Raw genomic sequence first — 14,224 nt, 5'->3', positions numbered from 1 at the left:
CAGGTTGCAGACCTCCGCCGACGGGCTGACCGCCTTGTCCGGCATGGAGAACCCCGGGCTCCCCGCCCGGGCCGTGTCGGCGAGTCGGGATCGCGCCTGAGGTGTGGCCGCCTGTGGACGGCTGCAAATTCATGGGCCGCCCCGGCCCGTTCATACACCTTTCCGGATACCTCCGGCCGTACGAGTCAGGGAGAGACGCCCCGTTCGGCCAGCAGGGCATCCGCGATGTGTGCCGCCCACTTCTCGATCGCGGGGAAGTCCCGGAAGTCGCCGCCTTTGCCGGATCGAAGGATCATTCGGGCTCCCCGGCTATGCGCGTCCTCGTGCAGGCACCCTCCGAAGGTGACGTGCTCGCGTGCGCCGAGCTCGTCGGCCAGACGCTGCACCGAGGGTGTGGCAGGGATGTCCCGCTGGGACGCCGAGACGTCGAGCGGACCGCTGCTGAACAGCCACAGAGGGCGCGCGGCCAGAGCGCGGTGGTGACGGCGCACGAATTTGCGGGCGTCCTTCTGCCAGCGGCCGGCGTACAGTCCGCTGCCGAGCACCACCGCCTCGTAAGGCGACACGTCGGCCACGAAGCGGACCAGCCGCGGCTCGGCCTGGAGCCCCGCTTTGCGGAGCACATCGGCGATGGCGCCCGCTATCTGCGCCGTCGCTCCGTTGGCGGTGCCGTAGGCGACCAGCACTCGTACGGGTGTCGCGGGTGTCGCGGACATAAGATCAGCCTCCCTTGTCGAAGGGCGCTCGCGCGGGTGGCCGGTCAGCCGTCGGCGACGAGTGCGGTGAGGTCGAGGAGGCGTTGGGTGTAGCCCCACTCGTTGTCGTACCAGCCGAAGACCTTGGCCAGCGTGCCGTGGGCCTGTGTGAGGGCCGGATCGAAGACGCAGGAGGCCGGGTTGCCGATGACGTCGCGGGAGACGATGGGCGCGTCGGCCACCGTGAGGATGCCCTTGAGGGCGCCGTCGGCCGCTGTCATGAACGCCGCGTTGATCTCCTCGGCGGAGACGTCGCGGCCGAGGAGCACCGCGAGGTCGGTCAGCGAGCCGTCCGCTACCGGTACGCGCACGGCGATCCCGTCGAGCGCGCCGTCCAGTTCCGGCAGTACCAGCCCGACGGCGCGGGCGGCACCCGTGCTGGTGGGGATGATGCTGAGCGCGGCGGAGCGGCCCCGGCGCAGATCCTTGTGCGGGCCGTCGAGCAGGGCCTGGTCGTTGGTGTAGCCGTGGATGGTGGTCATCACGCCGCGGTCGATGCCGAAGTTCTCGTGGAGCACCTTGACCATGGGGGCGACGCAGTTGGTGGTGCAGCTCGCCGCCGAGATGACGCGGTCGTGCCCGGGGTCGTAGGTGTCGTCGTTGACGCCCACGACGAGGGTGGCGTCCACGTCCTTGCCGGGCGCCGAAAGGAGGACGGTGCCCGCACCGGCTTTCAGATGCAGAGCGGCGGCGTCACGGCTGCGGAATCGGCCGGTCGACTCGATGACCACGTCCACGGCCAGGTCGGACCAGCGCAGCGCCGCGGGGTCGTGCTCGGCGCTGACCGTCATGGACCGGCCGTCCACGGTGATCGACGCGTCGTCGTGGTGGACGGCGCGGCCCAGGGGGCCGAACGTCGAGTCGTACCTGAGCAGATGGGCCAGTGTGGCGGGTGCGGCGATGTCGTTGACGGCGACCACCTCGACGTCGAGCGAGCCCGTCTCCAGACGTTCCATGGCCGCGCGCAGGTAGGTGCGGCCGATACGGCCGAAACCGTTGATGCCGACACGGACGGTCATGAGGGTGTACTCCTCGGTCGTCGTCGATCGATCGGTTCAGGAGGCCGCGGCCCGGTCCGCGGCCAGGGGCAGGTGGGTTCCGTCCGCGCGGACCGCGGGTGCGGGTGCGGGTGCGTGTGCTTTCACGGGGGAGCCCTCGTCGTGGGGCGCGTTGTGCGCGATGACGGACAGGCTCACGGAGCCGACGGCGTAGCCCGTCACGCGTCCCGGTCCACGGATGCCCGAAACCAGCATGTCGCAGCCGTGCCCCGCGGCCACCAGCGTGCGCGCTTCCCTCCCGGCCGATGGCGCGGGACCCGGCGCGGTCCGCCCCGCATGGACGAGTCGAAGAGGCAGACCGCGCAACGACGCCTCTCGTGCGGCCCATCCGGCCGTCGCACGGCTCTCGGCCGATCCGTCGAACCCCACGGTGCTGGTGCGGGACATGGTCGTCGCCCTTCCGAAGAGGTAGCCCTTCCGAAGAGGTAGCGCTTCGAAGAGGTAGCGCTTCCAGCATGGGGCGGTTCAGCCGTGCCGAGCATGGGCTGCTGGTCCCTGTCGGCAGGCCCGGTCGGCCCAGCCGTCGCGGCGCGGTCCCGGTGTGCGCGGCGTCAGGCCGGGCGGGCCCCGGGGTGGTGGGCCCGGCACGCGCCGACTGCCGTGCCGAGCCCACCGCTCAGCGCAGCCACGTGTGGTCGCGTACGAAGGGCAGTGCGGCCCATTGGCGGCCAAGGCCCCACACGGTGCCCGCGGCAGCGGCGGCCAGCGTGCAGGGCCGTGAGCGCGTACCCCGGTGCGTTGGGTGTGGCGGTGCGTGCCGACACCGCTGTGTCGGGGGCGGAGGTGGCCCGCCGGTGGAAGACCGGGAGGTGGCGGCCTCTGCTCCGCTGGGGGTGCTCATGCACGGCCATGACGGTGGTCCCGGGCCCCTCCGTTCGGGCCCTGCGGCCCATGGCGCCTGTCACCGCGCCGCCACAACCTGGAAGGAGCACAAGCGCCACCCGCCCATGGAGGTGCTTCATGAACACCGCGTCCGATCTCGGCACACTCCGCGCCCTTCCCGTCGAACATCGCGCCAAAATCATGGAGTTGGCGCGGGAGATGGCCGTACCCGAAGGCGTCCGCCTCTTCGAGGAAGGAGCCCGCGCCGACCACTTCTGGCTGATCCGCACCGGCACGATCGAGCTCGACATGCGGGTGCCGGGCCGCCGGGCAGCCGTGATCGAGAGGCTGGGCCACAATGAACTCGTCGGCTGGTCCTGGCTGTTCGGTCCGCACGTCTGGCATCTGGGCGCCCAGGCGGTCACGCCGGTCAGGGCGTACGAGTTCGACGCCGTCGCCGTGCGCTCCCTGTGCCACGACGATCCGGCCTTCGCCGAAGCGATGTCCCAGTGGATCGGCACGATCGTCGCCCGTCGGCTGCGCGCCACGCGCACCAGACTCCTTGATCTCTACGGGCCCCACGGCTCCGGCGTCGCGCCGTAGGACGAGCAGCGGCGAGGCTCCGCACGCCGGCGCCGCACGACCGCCGGACGGCCGAACACCGGCAAGGAACCGACGCTCGGGGCCGGTCGGCCCTGGTGTCCGGCGCGCCACGGCCCGATGATCGGGGCAGGGCCGACCTCGGCCGGAATCGAGGCACAGCGATGAACGAGACACCTTCCTTCAGCGCCGACCACCCGATCAGGGTGTTCCTGCTCGACGATCACGAGGTCGTCCGCCGCGGTCTGTGCGACCTCCTCGACGCGCAACCCGACATCAGTGTGGTCGGCACGGCGGACACGGCCGACCGCGCGCTCACCCGCGGCCCGGCACTACGCCCCGATGTCGCCGTGCTCGACGTACGGCTGCCCGACGGGGACGGCATCACCGTGTGCAGGGAACTGCGCAGCCGCATGCCGGGCCTCGCCTGCCTGATGCTCACCTCGTTCGACGACGAGGAGGCGCTCCTCGACGCGATCATGGCCGGTGCGTCGGGATACGTGCTCAAGCAGATCAAGGGCTCGGACCTCACCTCGGCCGTCCGTACCGTGGCCTGCGGCGCGTCGATGCTCGATCCGGCCACGACGAGCCGGCTGATGCGCTCCTTGCGCGCGGAGCCCGCCGAGACACCCGCCGTGCCGCCCGAGGTGGCCGCTCTGTCGCCGCGCGAACGGGAGATCCTCGGCCTCATCGGCGAGGGGCTCACCAATCGTGAGATCGGCAAGAAGCTCTACCTCTCCGAGAAGACGGTCAAGAACCACATCTCCCGGCTGCTGGCCAAGCTGGGTGTCCAGCGCAGGATCCAGGCCGCGATCATGGTCGCGCACCTGCCCTCGAGTGAGGTGAGCGGCCGTCAGGCCTGAGTGTCAGGGGGCCGCGTCCGGGTCGTCGCGGCCGGTCGGGACCCGCCATACCACTCGCGTGCCGACGCCGCGCGGCCCGGATCCGACCGTCAGGACGCCGTCCAGCGCCCGTGCCCGCTCCTCCATTCAGCGCGGACGCGCTCGCCGAGAACCACGAGGTCCTCAAGGTCTTCGCCGACCTCGGGCTGCGCGTCACCCGCCACTTCGACGGCCCCGAGGTTTTCTGCGGCGACATCCGCTTGTAGAAGCGGCGCACGGTGTCGCGGTCGTCCGGTCCCGCACGGCGTATGCGGACGGTGGTGCCGTCCGCGAGGAGCGCGTGCACCGGTGCTTCGTGAGTCGTGGCCATCGCGCGATCACGGTCCTTCCGTCTGGGGTCGTTCCCCAGCGTCCGGCGGTGTCGGTGGCGCCCCCAGCGGCTGGCCGGGCAGACGAGGGGGCCGACCGGCCCTCAAGCGGTGCCGGCCGGCCCCGGCAGCGGTTCCCCCAGCTCGTCCGTCACCTGGTCGGCCATGGCCCGCAGGACGTCCAGGGTGCGCTCGGCCTCCGCCTCGTCGACCTGGGTGATGGCGAAGCCGACGTGCACGATGACGTACGCGCCGACGCCCGCGCGCGGGGTGTAGGCGAGGCAGACCTCGCGCCGTACGCCGCTGAAGTCGACGCTGCCCATGCGCAGTCCGCCGCTGTCGCGGATGTCCAGGATCCGGCCGGGGATGCCGAGGCACATCGCGCTCATCCTTCCTGGTGGAGGCGGGCAGCCGCCACGGCGGCCTGCCCGTAGCTGATGCCGCCGTCGTTGACGGGGACCGCGTGTCCGGTCAGCACCCGCAGCCCCTGGGCGCGCAGGCGCCGCCGTACCTCGGCCAGCAACCGGCGGTTCTGGAAGCAGCCGCCGCCCAGACACACGGTGCGCGGCGCGCCGTCGGCCACCACGTGCGCGACGAGCGCGGCGGTCACCTCGGCGACCGTCGTGTGGAAGGCGGCTGCCAGACGGGGAACGGGTGTGCCTGACGCGCGCTGTTCGAGCAGTGCGGTCAGCGTCGGCGTCGGGTCGTACACCCACAGCCCCTCCGCGCGCACCAGCTCCCACGGCGGGGCGGGCGCGCGCACGGTCGCCGCCGCGCTCTCCAGGGCGAAGGCGGCCTGCCCCTCGTACGAGACCACGTCACCGAGGCCGAGCAGAGCGGCCACGGCGTCGAAGAGACGGCCGCAACTGGAGGCGGGCGGACTGCCCAGGCCACGCTCGGCCAGGGCGCGCACGGTGCCCACCTCACGTGCTCCCAGGCGGGAGGCGAAAGTGCGTACGAGCCGGGGCGAGGGCCTGGGTGCGCCCAGCGGTTCTCCCGCGTACAGGTAACTCAGCGCCATCCGGGCCGGGTTGCGCACCGCGGCCTCCCCGCCGGGCAGGGGAGCGCGGGCGAAGCGGGCCACCCGGCGGTATTCGCTCAGACCGGCGACGAGGATCTCGCCGCCCCACAGGGTGCCGTCGTCGCCGAGACCGAGCCCGTCGTAGGCGACGCCGATGAACGCGGAGCGCAGCCCGTGCTCGGCGGCCACCGCGGCGACATGCGCGTGATGGTGCTGGACGGGGACGCGGCGCTTGGATCGCCGTCGCACGCGTCGATGACGGTGCCTGGTGGCCACGGGCGCTTCCGTGCCCGCTCCCTGAGCTCGGCCACCACCGCCCACCCCACCCCGTCATCGTGCCGGAACTCGTTCCCCACCCCGATGACCGCGATCCGTGCCGAGCCGGCCACCATGCGCTCCCTCCGTCCACGGCGTCCGCTCATCCTGGGCCGCGTGCCACGGCGGGACATGGGGCCGAAGGTCCCCTGCCGGGGCCGAACGGGCACTCGCGGACGCGAGGCCGACCGTGGGAGAAGGGAGGAAGAGGCACCCGCGTGCCCGCGGCCCGCGGCGGCGGACGGCGACAGACCGGGCCGTCTTCACCAGTCCGCCGATCCGCCGATCCGCCGATCCGCCGGCCGAGCACGGACAGCGCGGTAACCGATTCCGGACGCGAGACATGAGGGAAGGCGGTGGGGACGGTGGAACTTCCCCTGGTCGTGGGCGTGGACGGATCGGACCCGAGCCTGGAGGCGGTCGACTGGGCCGTGGACGAGGCCGCGCGGCACGGGCTCGGGCTGCGGGTCGTGTACGCGTTCTTGTGGTCGCGGTACGAAGGCACCGCGTACGCGGCCCCCCTGGACACCTCCTCCGAGCAGGCGCTCGCCGAGAACATAGTGAGCGAGGCCGCCGAACGCGCCCGCCGGCGCAACCCGGAGGTCAAGCTCTCCACCACGATGGCACCGCAGGAACCGGTGAACGCACTCCTCGACGAGGGCCGCGACGCGTGGGCCGTCGTGACCGGCTCGCGCGGGCGCGGCGAACTGAAAGGGCTGCTGCTGGGCTCGGTCGGCCTGTCCGTCGCCGCGCGCTCCCACGACCCGGTGATCGTCGTACGGGGTGACGAGGCCGGCGTCACCGGCGCGCACGAGCGGATCCTTTTCGCGGCCGGGGACGCGGCGGCCGACTCGGCGGCGCTGCGGTTCGCCTTCCGCGAGGCGCGGGCCCGCCACTGCCTCCTCGACGTCGTACGCACCTGGCGCTGCCCCACGCACGAGAGCCCCGGTGCGCGCGGCGCCGAGCACCAGCACGAGGAGCAGGCGCAGCACTTCCTCGCCGCCGTCCTGGAGGACGCCGTCGTGGCCCACCCGGACGTGCGGATCAACCCGGTCACCGTGGAGGGCCCCGCCCACAAGGTGCTCGCCCACCGCTCGGCCGCCGCCGACCTGCTGGTCATCGGGGCCCGGCGCCGCCACGGTCACTTCGGCCTCCAGCTCGGCCGGGTCGGCCACGCCCTGCTGCATCAGGCCCGCTGCCCGGTGGCGATCGTGCCCGACACCGCGTGAGCGCGGCCGGCGCCCCGCCCTGGTCAGCCGAGGCCCGCCGCGTGATCCGGGACGTAGCTCTGGAGATCGCGGGGAGGCCGCCGGTATCCCGTGGCCGATGGCCGGGCCGGAAAGTCCAGCGCGGGCGGCGGCACGTCCTCGTAGTCCACCGTGGACAGCAGGTGGGCGATCATGTTGAGCCGGGCGCCCCGCTTGTCGTCGCTCTCGACGAGATACCACGGCGCCTCCGGGATGTCGGTGTGCACGAGCATCTCGTCCTTCGCCCGCGAGTACGCCTCCCAGCGCGTGATCGACTCGACGTCCAGCGGCGACAACTTCCAGCGCCGGGTGGGGTCTTCGAGGCGGCGCCGCAGCCGCTTCTCCTGCACCGCGTCGCTCACCGAGAACCAGTACTTGCGCAGCAGCACACCGTCCTCGACCAGGAGCCGCTCGAAGAGGGGGCACTGGTGGAGGAAGCGCCGGTGCTCGACGGGCGTACAGAAACCCATCACGTGCTCCACGCCCGCCCGGTTGTACCAGCTCCGGTCGAACAGGACGATCTCCCCGGCGGCCGGGAGTTGTTCCACGTACCGCTGGAAGTACCACTGCGTCCGCTCCCGCTCCGTGGGCGCGGACAGAGCGACGATCCGCGCGACCCGGGGGTTGAGGTGCTCGGCGACCCGCTTGATCGTGCCGCCCTTGCCCGCCGCGTCCCGGCCCTCGAAGATCACGACGAGACGCACCTCCTCGGCCCGCACCCACTCCTGGAGCTTCACCAGCTCCGTCTGCAACCGGTACAACTCCCGCTCGTACAGCGACCTCTTCACGGCCCACCCCACATCGCGTAGCCCACTCCCCGATACGTACAGCGACGTTACGGAGAAGCCCATGAGCAGGGCCAGGCATCCGCACAACCCCGTGCGCGGGCGGCGCCGATGACGACCACCGATTCCGACCCCGACATCGGCCTGCCGCGGGACATCCGGGCTGTCGTCCTTGACAGCGACGGAGTGATCACCGACTCGGCACGGGTGCACGCGGCGACATGGAAGGCGGCCTTCGACGCCTTCCCGCACACGCACCCGCCCGAGGACCCCGGCCGCCGAAGCCCGTTCGACGCCCGCCGCTTCGACCGGACCCTGGAGGCGGAAGGCGACACCGTCAACCGCTACCAGGCGTCCGAACAGGCCGACGTGCCGATGCTCGGCTACCTCTTCCCGCCCGCCGAACTCGCCGCCCTCTCCCGACCGCTCGGGCACAGACTCGACAGCGACGGCCAGACCTGGCGGGGCCGGTCGACCACTACCTCCGCCGCACCAGCCACGGCTCCACCCTCAGCGGACCGGTCCACGGCTGGGTCCTCGCGCGCGTGCGCCGCGCCGACGCGTGGACCTACGTCCAGGAAGCGCTGCGCGGTGACATCGCGGACCTGCAAGGCGGCACCACCGGCGAGGGCATCCACCTGGGCGCCATGGCGGGCGCCCTCGATCTCGTCCAGCGCGGGCTGACCGGCCTGGAGGCCCGAGGCGACGCGCTGTGCCTGGACCCGGTGCCGTTGCCGGAGGTCTCCGAGTACGGGTGCGCGCTGCGCTACCAGGGCACTGGGGCGTGCGGCTCGACATGCGCGCGGGACAGCTCGACGTCGCCGTGCCGCGCTCGGACCGCTCGCCTATCGACATCCGGCTGCCGGACCGTACGGTGCAGATCGCTCGTCGAAGATGCCCTGACCCGGCGCCACGCGAGCGAGAAGAGACTCCGTCACTTCGCCGCCGACGCCAGCCACGAACTGCGCACCCCCGTCGCCAACATCCGCGGCCACGCCGAACTCGCCCTGCGCCACCACGGCCCCGTCCCCGCCGAAGTCCGCCACGCACTGGAACGCATCGGCAGCGAGTCACAGCGCATGACCCGCCTCGTCGACGACCTGCTCCTCCTCGCACGCCTGGACGACGGCCCCTCGAACACCGACCGGTCGATCTGACCCTGCTGATCCTGAACGCGACGGACGACGCCCGCGCCGCAGGGCCCGGCCACCACTGGCTCCTCGACCTCCCCGAAGAACCGGTCACCGTCACCGGCGACGCCCACCGCCTCCAACAGGCGATCGGCAACCTCCTCGCCAACGCCCGGACCCACACCCCGCCGGGCACCGACGTGACCATCTCCCTCACCACGGAACAGAGCACCGTCTGTGTGGACGTGAGTGACAACGGCCCCGGCGTCCCCGACGAACTCCAACCCGAAGTCTTCGGCCGTTTCGTCCGCGCCGACCACGCCCGCTCCCGCGGCACGGGAAGCACCGGGCTCGGCCTCGCCATCGTCCACGCCGTCATCGCCGCCCACGGCGGAACCGCCACCGTCACCAGCCGCCCGGGACACACCACCTTCCGCCTCGCACTCCCCGGCTGAACCGGTCACCCTCGCCCGCACCGGAGGGGCGGACAGGCCCAATAGGACTCCGTCAGGTCTGTCGAGGAGTCGGCGGTGGATCGCAGGTACAGCGGTGATACGCCTCACCGATGGGGCCCGCCGAACCGACTGTGTTTCGTCACCTGGGGCGGCCCATTTCGTCGGTGACTCCAGGGCGCGAGCCTCCCACAATCCTCTGTGTCACACCTCAGTGGCAGACTGCGGCACAACGAGGTTTCGGAGGGGAGTTGCGCGGCTGTGATCTTCGACAGTCTTGATGTGTCGTACGGCGAGATGTGGGGTCCCTATCGTGGAATGACCCATCCGGAGCCGATGTCACGCGCCCTCGCGGCACGCAAGCATGCTGCCGGGATGGATTACGCGGTTCTGCTGTCCGCGCGGGAGCGACCGCTGGCACTGGTCGAACGCTGGCCGCGCGGGAAGTGGCGTGTGTATCTGTTCGACGACAGGTCCTGGCGCACGCAGATGATCGACCTCGCGCCGCACCACACGGGGATGTTGCTGGTTCGCCGGAACACGCGGTGGCAGTTTTCCGACGAGCAGGAGTACGCGTCCAATAAGTGGACTGTCCAGGAGACCACGACCGTCTCGGCCGACGGGCAGGTCGAGGTGACATCCGAGTTCGCCGGGGAGCGGGGAGCGTCGACAGAGCCACTGCACGCTCGAACATCCGGCTCGTCGAGCGACCCCGTGCGGCGGTTCGCGGCGCCCGTCGACAACTTCCTGTGCCCCGCACCGGAATTCGGCGACTGGCAGGTGTTCGCGCCGTTCCTCGCCCAGCAGAACCACGAGCCCGCCACGACCGTGATCCTGCGCGATATGTCGGTGGACGAAGGATCGGGACCGCTGCGCGCCACCGGGATCGAGCAACTGTTCAGTCCGGGCGCGTGCGACACTCCGGAGGGGCCGGCCGTGGTCGAGCGCGTCGACGCCGGCCTGCTGCGGATCACGTCAGGGCAGCTTGCGGTCTCGGACCCCGGCTATGTCCGAGACCCGCGGACCGTCGCTGTGCCCCTGGGCGAGTTCCCGGTCACGTTGTCGCTTCTGCGCACGACGCGCGGGGCCGATGTCGCCGCGGCCAGGGTGACGTTCCTGAACATCCCGACCCGCGAGTGGGAAATGGCCCTCCAGCCCGACGAGGACCTGGGGCTGCTCGGCGAGGGCCAGTTCTACGGCGTCGGCGTGGATACCGGCACAGCGGCTTTCATGGATGCGACGCGGACGGTGATCGAAGACCAGCTGGACGAGGACCTTTTCATACCCCTCGACAGCGACAGCCGTTTCAGTGTCGAACTGCCCGGCACAGAGCCCGAGCCGAACCTCATCGCCTTCCGTGCCGGCCAGGGCGACGGGGCCTACCCCGTCTGGATCGGCCGCACCGATGACGGACAGGTCGGTTGCGTCGTCGTCGACTTCCAGCTCCATTCCGCCGACGGGGGAGAGTAAGGACCGCCGACCATCGGCGCGAGGCCACACTGCCCGAGACTGAGACCACGACGAACCTGCAGCGTGCGGAAGGCGATTGAGAAGCTCGACAACTCGATCACCGAGTTCGTGATCGTCTTGGTGGACAGCACGTGGACAGCACCGGCGCCAGGTGCGGCCACGTCTCGTCCTGCCCGGCCGCCGGCCGGTACGGCTTCGCGGAGCCGATGTTCTTCAGCCGTGGCATCAGCCTGAAGTCGAGCATGTGGGCGAAGGCGAACCCGACGATGGAGGCGCCGTAGGTGTCGGTGTACTGCCGGTCCACTTCCATGTCGGTGCAGTGCCGCAGCACGCCCTCGATCATCGAGGCGACCTCGGAGGCCGAACAGCTCTTGAGTTGGCTGTAGATGCAGACCGACTTCCGCTCGACGTGCCAATAGATCATCACGCCGGGGCCGGAAGCGCGCGGGTTCGCGGATTCCTGGACGTGAACGGGGCGGAACCCGCGCGTGGTTGAGAGCCTAGCGGTGCGTAGGGGGTGGGTCCGCAGCCGCGGCAAGAGAGGAGAGTCCTGTCAAGGGCGCGTGTCTGCATGGGCTTGGGATGACACAGAGGGTTTGGCCACCTCCCTGGGTATGTCCGGTGGAAACGTTTGTCGTAGGGGGAGCAACAGTGCTGGCACTCTTAGTTTCGATCTTGGCTGTTCTTGTCTCGCTTGGATCGTTGGGCGTTACATACGCATCCAGCCGCCGGTCTCACATGCCTGTCCTTCAGTTCATGTGGGAGAGCGGCCAAGGCGGTACTGGGGAGCCGAAGTGGTGGCTGGTCAATGTCGGGGCCGGTCCCGCTACCAACATCGTTGTTGCCCAGGCTGAACGAACCTCGCTTACACGCGGCTTGAACGGGGAACAGTGGTTCAACCCTGTGCTGGTCCCATCGATCCCAGTTGGCGGCAAGCTAGCTCTGACGTGGCTCGGTGGAACTATGGGCCTGGAGTGTGGGCTGGGCGCCAGCTACACAGATACCGAGAAGTACTTCTACACGACAAAGTGCGGCGATGACGTATCGATGTTCTTTGTCGGACTGCATCTGCCGCGTTGGCCGCTGTTGAAGTTGAATGGCAGCAAAGCAGTGAAGACCTGGTGGGGGGTGGAAGACCTCTCAGGTCCCCGATGGTCAGCGGTGAGCGAGCGACACGTCCAAAGGCGTCGGTGGCTTCCTGAGCGCTTCGGGATCAGCCGACGGCTCGGCGGGTGGGCTGATCCCGTCCTTTCCTACCGACCGAGATGACCGAGCCTGCTTCAGGGTGCCATCGTGGCGTGCAGCGTCGACCGCACCGGTATCGAGCGGACTACTACAGACGCCCCATTTGCCGTGGTGGTGTCGCGGAGTGCTTGATCACGACCATCAACGCGGGACGGGTCCGTCCGGCTCTGGCCGAGTTGTCGGTGGTGGACGAGGCTCGCGCGTGACCGATGCCTGTGGGTGTCCCTAGCGCCAGAGGGTGGACCGGCGTTCGGGGTGGGCGCCGTAGATGTACTTCATCGCGGTCTCGGCGGCGATGCCGAAGACGCGCATGAGGTGAACGGGGACGGCGGTCTGGCGGGCTTCGTCGAGAATGCGGTCCTGGCGAAGCTTGGACAGGGTCAGGCCGAGCGGCCGGAAGATGTCGTTCGTGACCATGGTGGAGACGGGCGGCAGCCGGTCGTCGGCCACGGTCTGCTGGCTGACCAGCAGGTAGGGGTTGGTGGTCAGGGGTCAGCGCCGGTGGCGGTCCCGGAGCCAGTCGGCGGCGAGGGCGTGGGTGAGTTCGTCGAGGTAGACGGTGTGTTTCAGGTCCCGTCGGACCGTCAGGCGCCCGAGGTCGAGGTCGAGGTCGAGGTCGGTGAGGCGGAGGCAGCGGGTCTCGCGCCGGCCGAGGCCGTGAATGGCGATGAGCGCGACGACGCACTTCGCCATCGGGGTGTCGGCCGGGTCGATCAGCCCGTGGAGCCGGTCGGTGGGAATGGGGACGGGCAGGCGCTCAGCGGTGGAGGCACTCACGGCAGCACAGACGGAAGTTAACGGGCCTCCCGGGCTGGGCACGCTGGGCTCCTATCTCACTGAGGCGCCGTTGCCGACGACCGGTACCTGTGTCACGCCACGCAGGAGCAGTGCCCTGGCCGACATCGTCGTGACCGCGCCGGCTCCGGGGTGCCGCTGCCGTTCGTGGAAGTCGACAACATCGGCGCGGGCACGTCCCGTGGTGATTACCGGGTCGTGTCTTGGTAGCGGGTGGCGCTCTGCAGCCAGTTGAGCCAGCCGCCGGCGAGGATTTCGAGGTCGTCGAGATAGCGGGTCAGCATGGCGTCGGCCCTTTTGCGTAGATCGGTCAGCAGGGACAGCGCGTGGTCGATCTGCCGGTCGTACATGACGACGGCCTCGGCCATGCCCTCCTGCAGCTCGCAGTGGCGTTGGTGGGCCAGCACACTGGGCAGGTTGGGGCTCTTGGCCCACTGCCCTACTTCGCGCTCGCACGAGACGATGTCGTTGGCCCAGGCGACCGCATGCGTCAGGGCGCTGGTCATACGATCCAGCTCGGGGTCGTGCCGGAGTGCGGCGGACAGTTCGTATCCGCCGGCGATCTCCACCCATGGCAGCACCCAGTGCTTGGCGATCGTGTCGTAGCGGAGGGCCAGATAGGCGTCCAGCGGTGGCATCCGCTCTTGTGCCAGCAGGGCCGCCTCGCATGCTGCGCCCGCGATGTACTGGAGGAATCCCCGGTTGAGCTGGGCGACTTGCGCAGGCGAAGCATGTTGTCGCACTTGCATCGACAGGTCGTACAGGCCGCCGCGCGGTCCACCGGCCGCGGGGGCCGGGATGAAGCGGGCGTGTTCCACGATGCGACCCCAGGAGAGCAGTTCGATCGCGGCGGCAGAGACGGTGCCTTCACGCGCAGGCACCTCGACGAAACGCTCGTCCGCATCGAAGAAGAAGGCGTTGAACCGCCCGAAAAGGCCGACCACCACCGCGTTTCCGCGTGGCAGGGTGCATCCGGCGAGCCTGGCGTACTCTGCGGCCTTGGCCCGCCTGACCCCCTCGCTGTCGTCGAACATGCGTTTGTCGGCAAGCCAGTCGTCGATGGACTCCGCGATACGGCTCACCTCGGGGTGCACACCCAGGACGGGGAACGGATTGACCAGGAGGTGCCCGGGTGTCGGCTGCCGGCCGCCGACCTCTGCCCGGGGGGTGCCGGCTCCCGCCCGGTACGTTGCAGCGTCCGATGCGGTTGGCTGCTGCGCATCGGCGCCGGGCGCGGCGGTGTCGGCGGTGCCGGCGGTGTCGGAACACGCTTGGACGCGTTCCTGCTGCTCCGTCATCATGCTCCTCATCTGGTGTCG

General features: G+C 70.4%; 13 protein-coding genes and 5 pseudogenes. 8 read left to right on the top strand and 10 right to left on the bottom strand.

The window, feature by feature from the left end; genetic code table 11:
- Positions 1–185: 185 nt before the first annotated feature.
- Genes ACIRF8_RS12380 through ACIRF8_RS12370 form a run of 3 tightly spaced genes read right to left on the bottom strand, consistent with a single transcriptional unit; the run spans position 186 to position 1,975 of the window.
- Positions 186–716, bottom strand: coding sequence for a flavodoxin domain-containing protein (locus tag ACIRF8_RS12380; protein ID WP_404213751.1), 531 nt, complete (start codon positions 714–716; stop codon positions 186–188).
- Positions 717–760: 44 nt separating this feature from the next.
- Positions 761–1,774 (bottom strand): type I glyceraldehyde-3-phosphate dehydrogenase, encoded by a 1,014-nt coding sequence (gene gap / locus ACIRF8_RS12375; RefSeq protein WP_404213749.1) that lies wholly within the window; start codon positions 1,772–1,774, stop codon positions 761–763.
- A gap of 36 nt (positions 1,775–1,810) precedes the next feature.
- Positions 1,811–1,975 carry a hypothetical protein gene (locus ACIRF8_RS12370; RefSeq protein ID WP_404213747.1) on the bottom strand — a complete coding sequence of 55 codons (165 nt, stop codon included), beginning with the start codon at positions 1,973–1,975 and terminating at the stop codon, positions 1,811–1,813.
- A gap of 798 nt (positions 1,976–2,773) precedes the next feature.
- Here ACIRF8_RS12370 and ACIRF8_RS12365 point away from each other — a divergent pair.
- The 3 genes and pseudogenes from ACIRF8_RS12365 to ACIRF8_RS12355 all read left to right on the top strand — a co-directional run.
- Positions 2,774–3,238, top strand: a complete 465-nt coding sequence (locus ACIRF8_RS12365) for a cyclic nucleotide-binding domain-containing protein (protein ID WP_404213745.1) — start codon at positions 2,774–2,776, stop codon at positions 3,236–3,238.
- Between the two features lie 161 nt (positions 3,239–3,399).
- Positions 3,400–4,098 (top strand): response regulator, encoded by a 699-nt coding sequence (locus ACIRF8_RS12360; protein ID WP_404213743.1) that lies wholly within the window; start codon positions 3,400–3,402, stop codon positions 4,096–4,098.
- 125 nt (positions 4,099–4,223) lie between these two features.
- A pseudogene (locus tag ACIRF8_RS12355) lies at positions 4,224–4,325 on the top strand (GNAT family N-acetyltransferase); the annotation flags it as partial.
- A gap of 224 nt (positions 4,326–4,549) precedes the next feature.
- Here ACIRF8_RS12355 and ACIRF8_RS12350 read toward each other — a convergent pair.
- Positions 4,550–4,825 carry a HypC/HybG/HupF family hydrogenase formation chaperone gene (locus tag ACIRF8_RS12350; RefSeq protein WP_404214265.1) on the bottom strand — a complete coding sequence of 92 codons (276 nt, stop codon included), beginning with the start codon at positions 4,823–4,825 and terminating at the stop codon, positions 4,550–4,552.
- A 5-nt stretch (positions 4,826–4,830) separates the two neighbouring features.
- A complete protein-coding gene (locus ACIRF8_RS12345) occupies positions 4,831–5,715 on the bottom strand; it encodes a hypothetical protein (RefSeq protein ID WP_404213741.1) in 885 nt (294 codons plus the stop codon).
- Positions 5,716–6,146: 431 nt separating this feature from the next.
- On the opposite strand from ACIRF8_RS12345, the gene ACIRF8_RS12340 reads away from it, so the two are divergent.
- Positions 6,147–7,010 carry a universal stress protein gene (locus tag ACIRF8_RS12340; protein WP_404213739.1) on the top strand — a complete coding sequence of 288 codons (864 nt, stop codon included), beginning with the start codon at positions 6,147–6,149 and terminating at the stop codon, positions 7,008–7,010.
- A gap of 23 nt (positions 7,011–7,033) precedes the next feature.
- On the opposite strand, the gene ppk2 is transcribed toward ACIRF8_RS12340, so the two are convergent.
- On the bottom strand, positions 7,034–7,816 hold the full coding sequence (gene ppk2, locus ACIRF8_RS12335) for a polyphosphate kinase 2 (protein WP_404213737.1): 783 nt from the start codon (positions 7,814–7,816) through the stop codon (positions 7,034–7,036).
- 108 nt (positions 7,817–7,924) lie between these two features.
- On the opposite strand from ppk2, the pseudogene ACIRF8_RS12330 reads away from it, so the two are divergent.
- The 4 genes and pseudogenes from ACIRF8_RS12330 to ACIRF8_RS12315 all read left to right on the top strand — a co-directional run.
- Positions 7,925–8,110: pseudogene (locus ACIRF8_RS12330) on the top strand (hydrolase); the annotation flags it as partial.
- Positions 8,105–8,696 (top strand): annotated as a pseudogene (locus tag ACIRF8_RS12325) (glycosyl hydrolase family 65 protein); the annotation flags it as partial. The pseudogenes ACIRF8_RS12330 and ACIRF8_RS12325, both read left to right, overlap by 6 nt.
- A gap of 4 nt (positions 8,697–8,700) precedes the next feature.
- A pseudogene (locus tag ACIRF8_RS12320) lies at positions 8,701–9,398 on the top strand (sensor histidine kinase); the annotation flags it as partial.
- A 258-nt stretch (positions 9,399–9,656) separates the two neighbouring features.
- Positions 9,657–10,865, top strand: coding sequence for a DUF4241 domain-containing protein (locus ACIRF8_RS12315; protein WP_404213735.1), 1,209 nt, complete (start codon positions 9,657–9,659; stop codon positions 10,863–10,865).
- A gap of 133 nt (positions 10,866–10,998) precedes the next feature.
- Here ACIRF8_RS12315 and ACIRF8_RS12310 read toward each other — a convergent pair.
- The 4 genes and pseudogenes from ACIRF8_RS12310 to ACIRF8_RS12295 all read right to left on the bottom strand — a co-directional run.
- Positions 10,999–11,403 (bottom strand): annotated as a pseudogene (locus ACIRF8_RS12310) (Tn3 family transposase); the annotation flags it as partial.
- A gap of 932 nt (positions 11,404–12,335) precedes the next feature.
- Positions 12,336–12,560, bottom strand: coding sequence for a hypothetical protein (locus ACIRF8_RS12305; RefSeq protein ID WP_404213733.1), 225 nt, complete (start codon positions 12,558–12,560; stop codon positions 12,336–12,338).
- 42 nt (positions 12,561–12,602) lie between these two features.
- Positions 12,603–12,887 (bottom strand): hypothetical protein, encoded by a 285-nt coding sequence (locus ACIRF8_RS12300; protein WP_404213731.1) that lies wholly within the window; start codon positions 12,885–12,887, stop codon positions 12,603–12,605.
- Between the two features lie 206 nt (positions 12,888–13,093).
- Positions 13,094–14,203 (bottom strand): terpene synthase family protein, encoded by a 1,110-nt coding sequence (locus ACIRF8_RS12295; protein WP_404213729.1) that lies wholly within the window; start codon positions 14,201–14,203, stop codon positions 13,094–13,096.
- Positions 14,204–14,224 lie beyond the last annotated feature (21 nt).

It is taken from the genome of Streptomyces sp. NPDC102406, assembly GCF_044765725.1.
Classification (GTDB): Bacteria; Actinomycetota; Actinomycetes; order Streptomycetales; family Streptomycetaceae; genus Streptomyces.
Note: the sequence above shows the minus strand (reverse complement) of the source record. Positions and strands in the feature narration are given on the sequence as shown.

Bases quoted from the DNA above. Each gene is read 5' to 3' on its own strand.
- gap (WP_404213749.1), bottom strand. From the start codon at position 1,774: ATGACCGTCCGTGTCGGCATCAACGGTTTCGGCCGTATCGGCCGCACC.
- ACIRF8_RS12380 (WP_404213751.1), bottom strand. From the start codon at position 716: ATGTCCGCGACACCCGCGACACCCGTACGAGTGCTGGTCGCCTACGGC.
- ACIRF8_RS12350 (WP_404214265.1), bottom strand. From the start codon at position 4,825: ATGTGCCTCGGCATCCCCGGCCGGATCCTGGACATCCGCGACAGCGGC.
- ACIRF8_RS12295 (WP_404213729.1), bottom strand. From the start codon at position 14,203: ATGACGGAGCAGCAGGAACGCGTCCAAGCGTGTTCCGACACCGCCGGC.
- ACIRF8_RS12365 (WP_404213745.1), top strand. From the start codon at position 2,774: ATGAACACCGCGTCCGATCTCGGCACACTCCGCGCCCTTCCCGTCGAA.
- ACIRF8_RS12360 (WP_404213743.1), top strand. From the start codon at position 3,400: ATGAACGAGACACCTTCCTTCAGCGCCGACCACCCGATCAGGGTGTTC.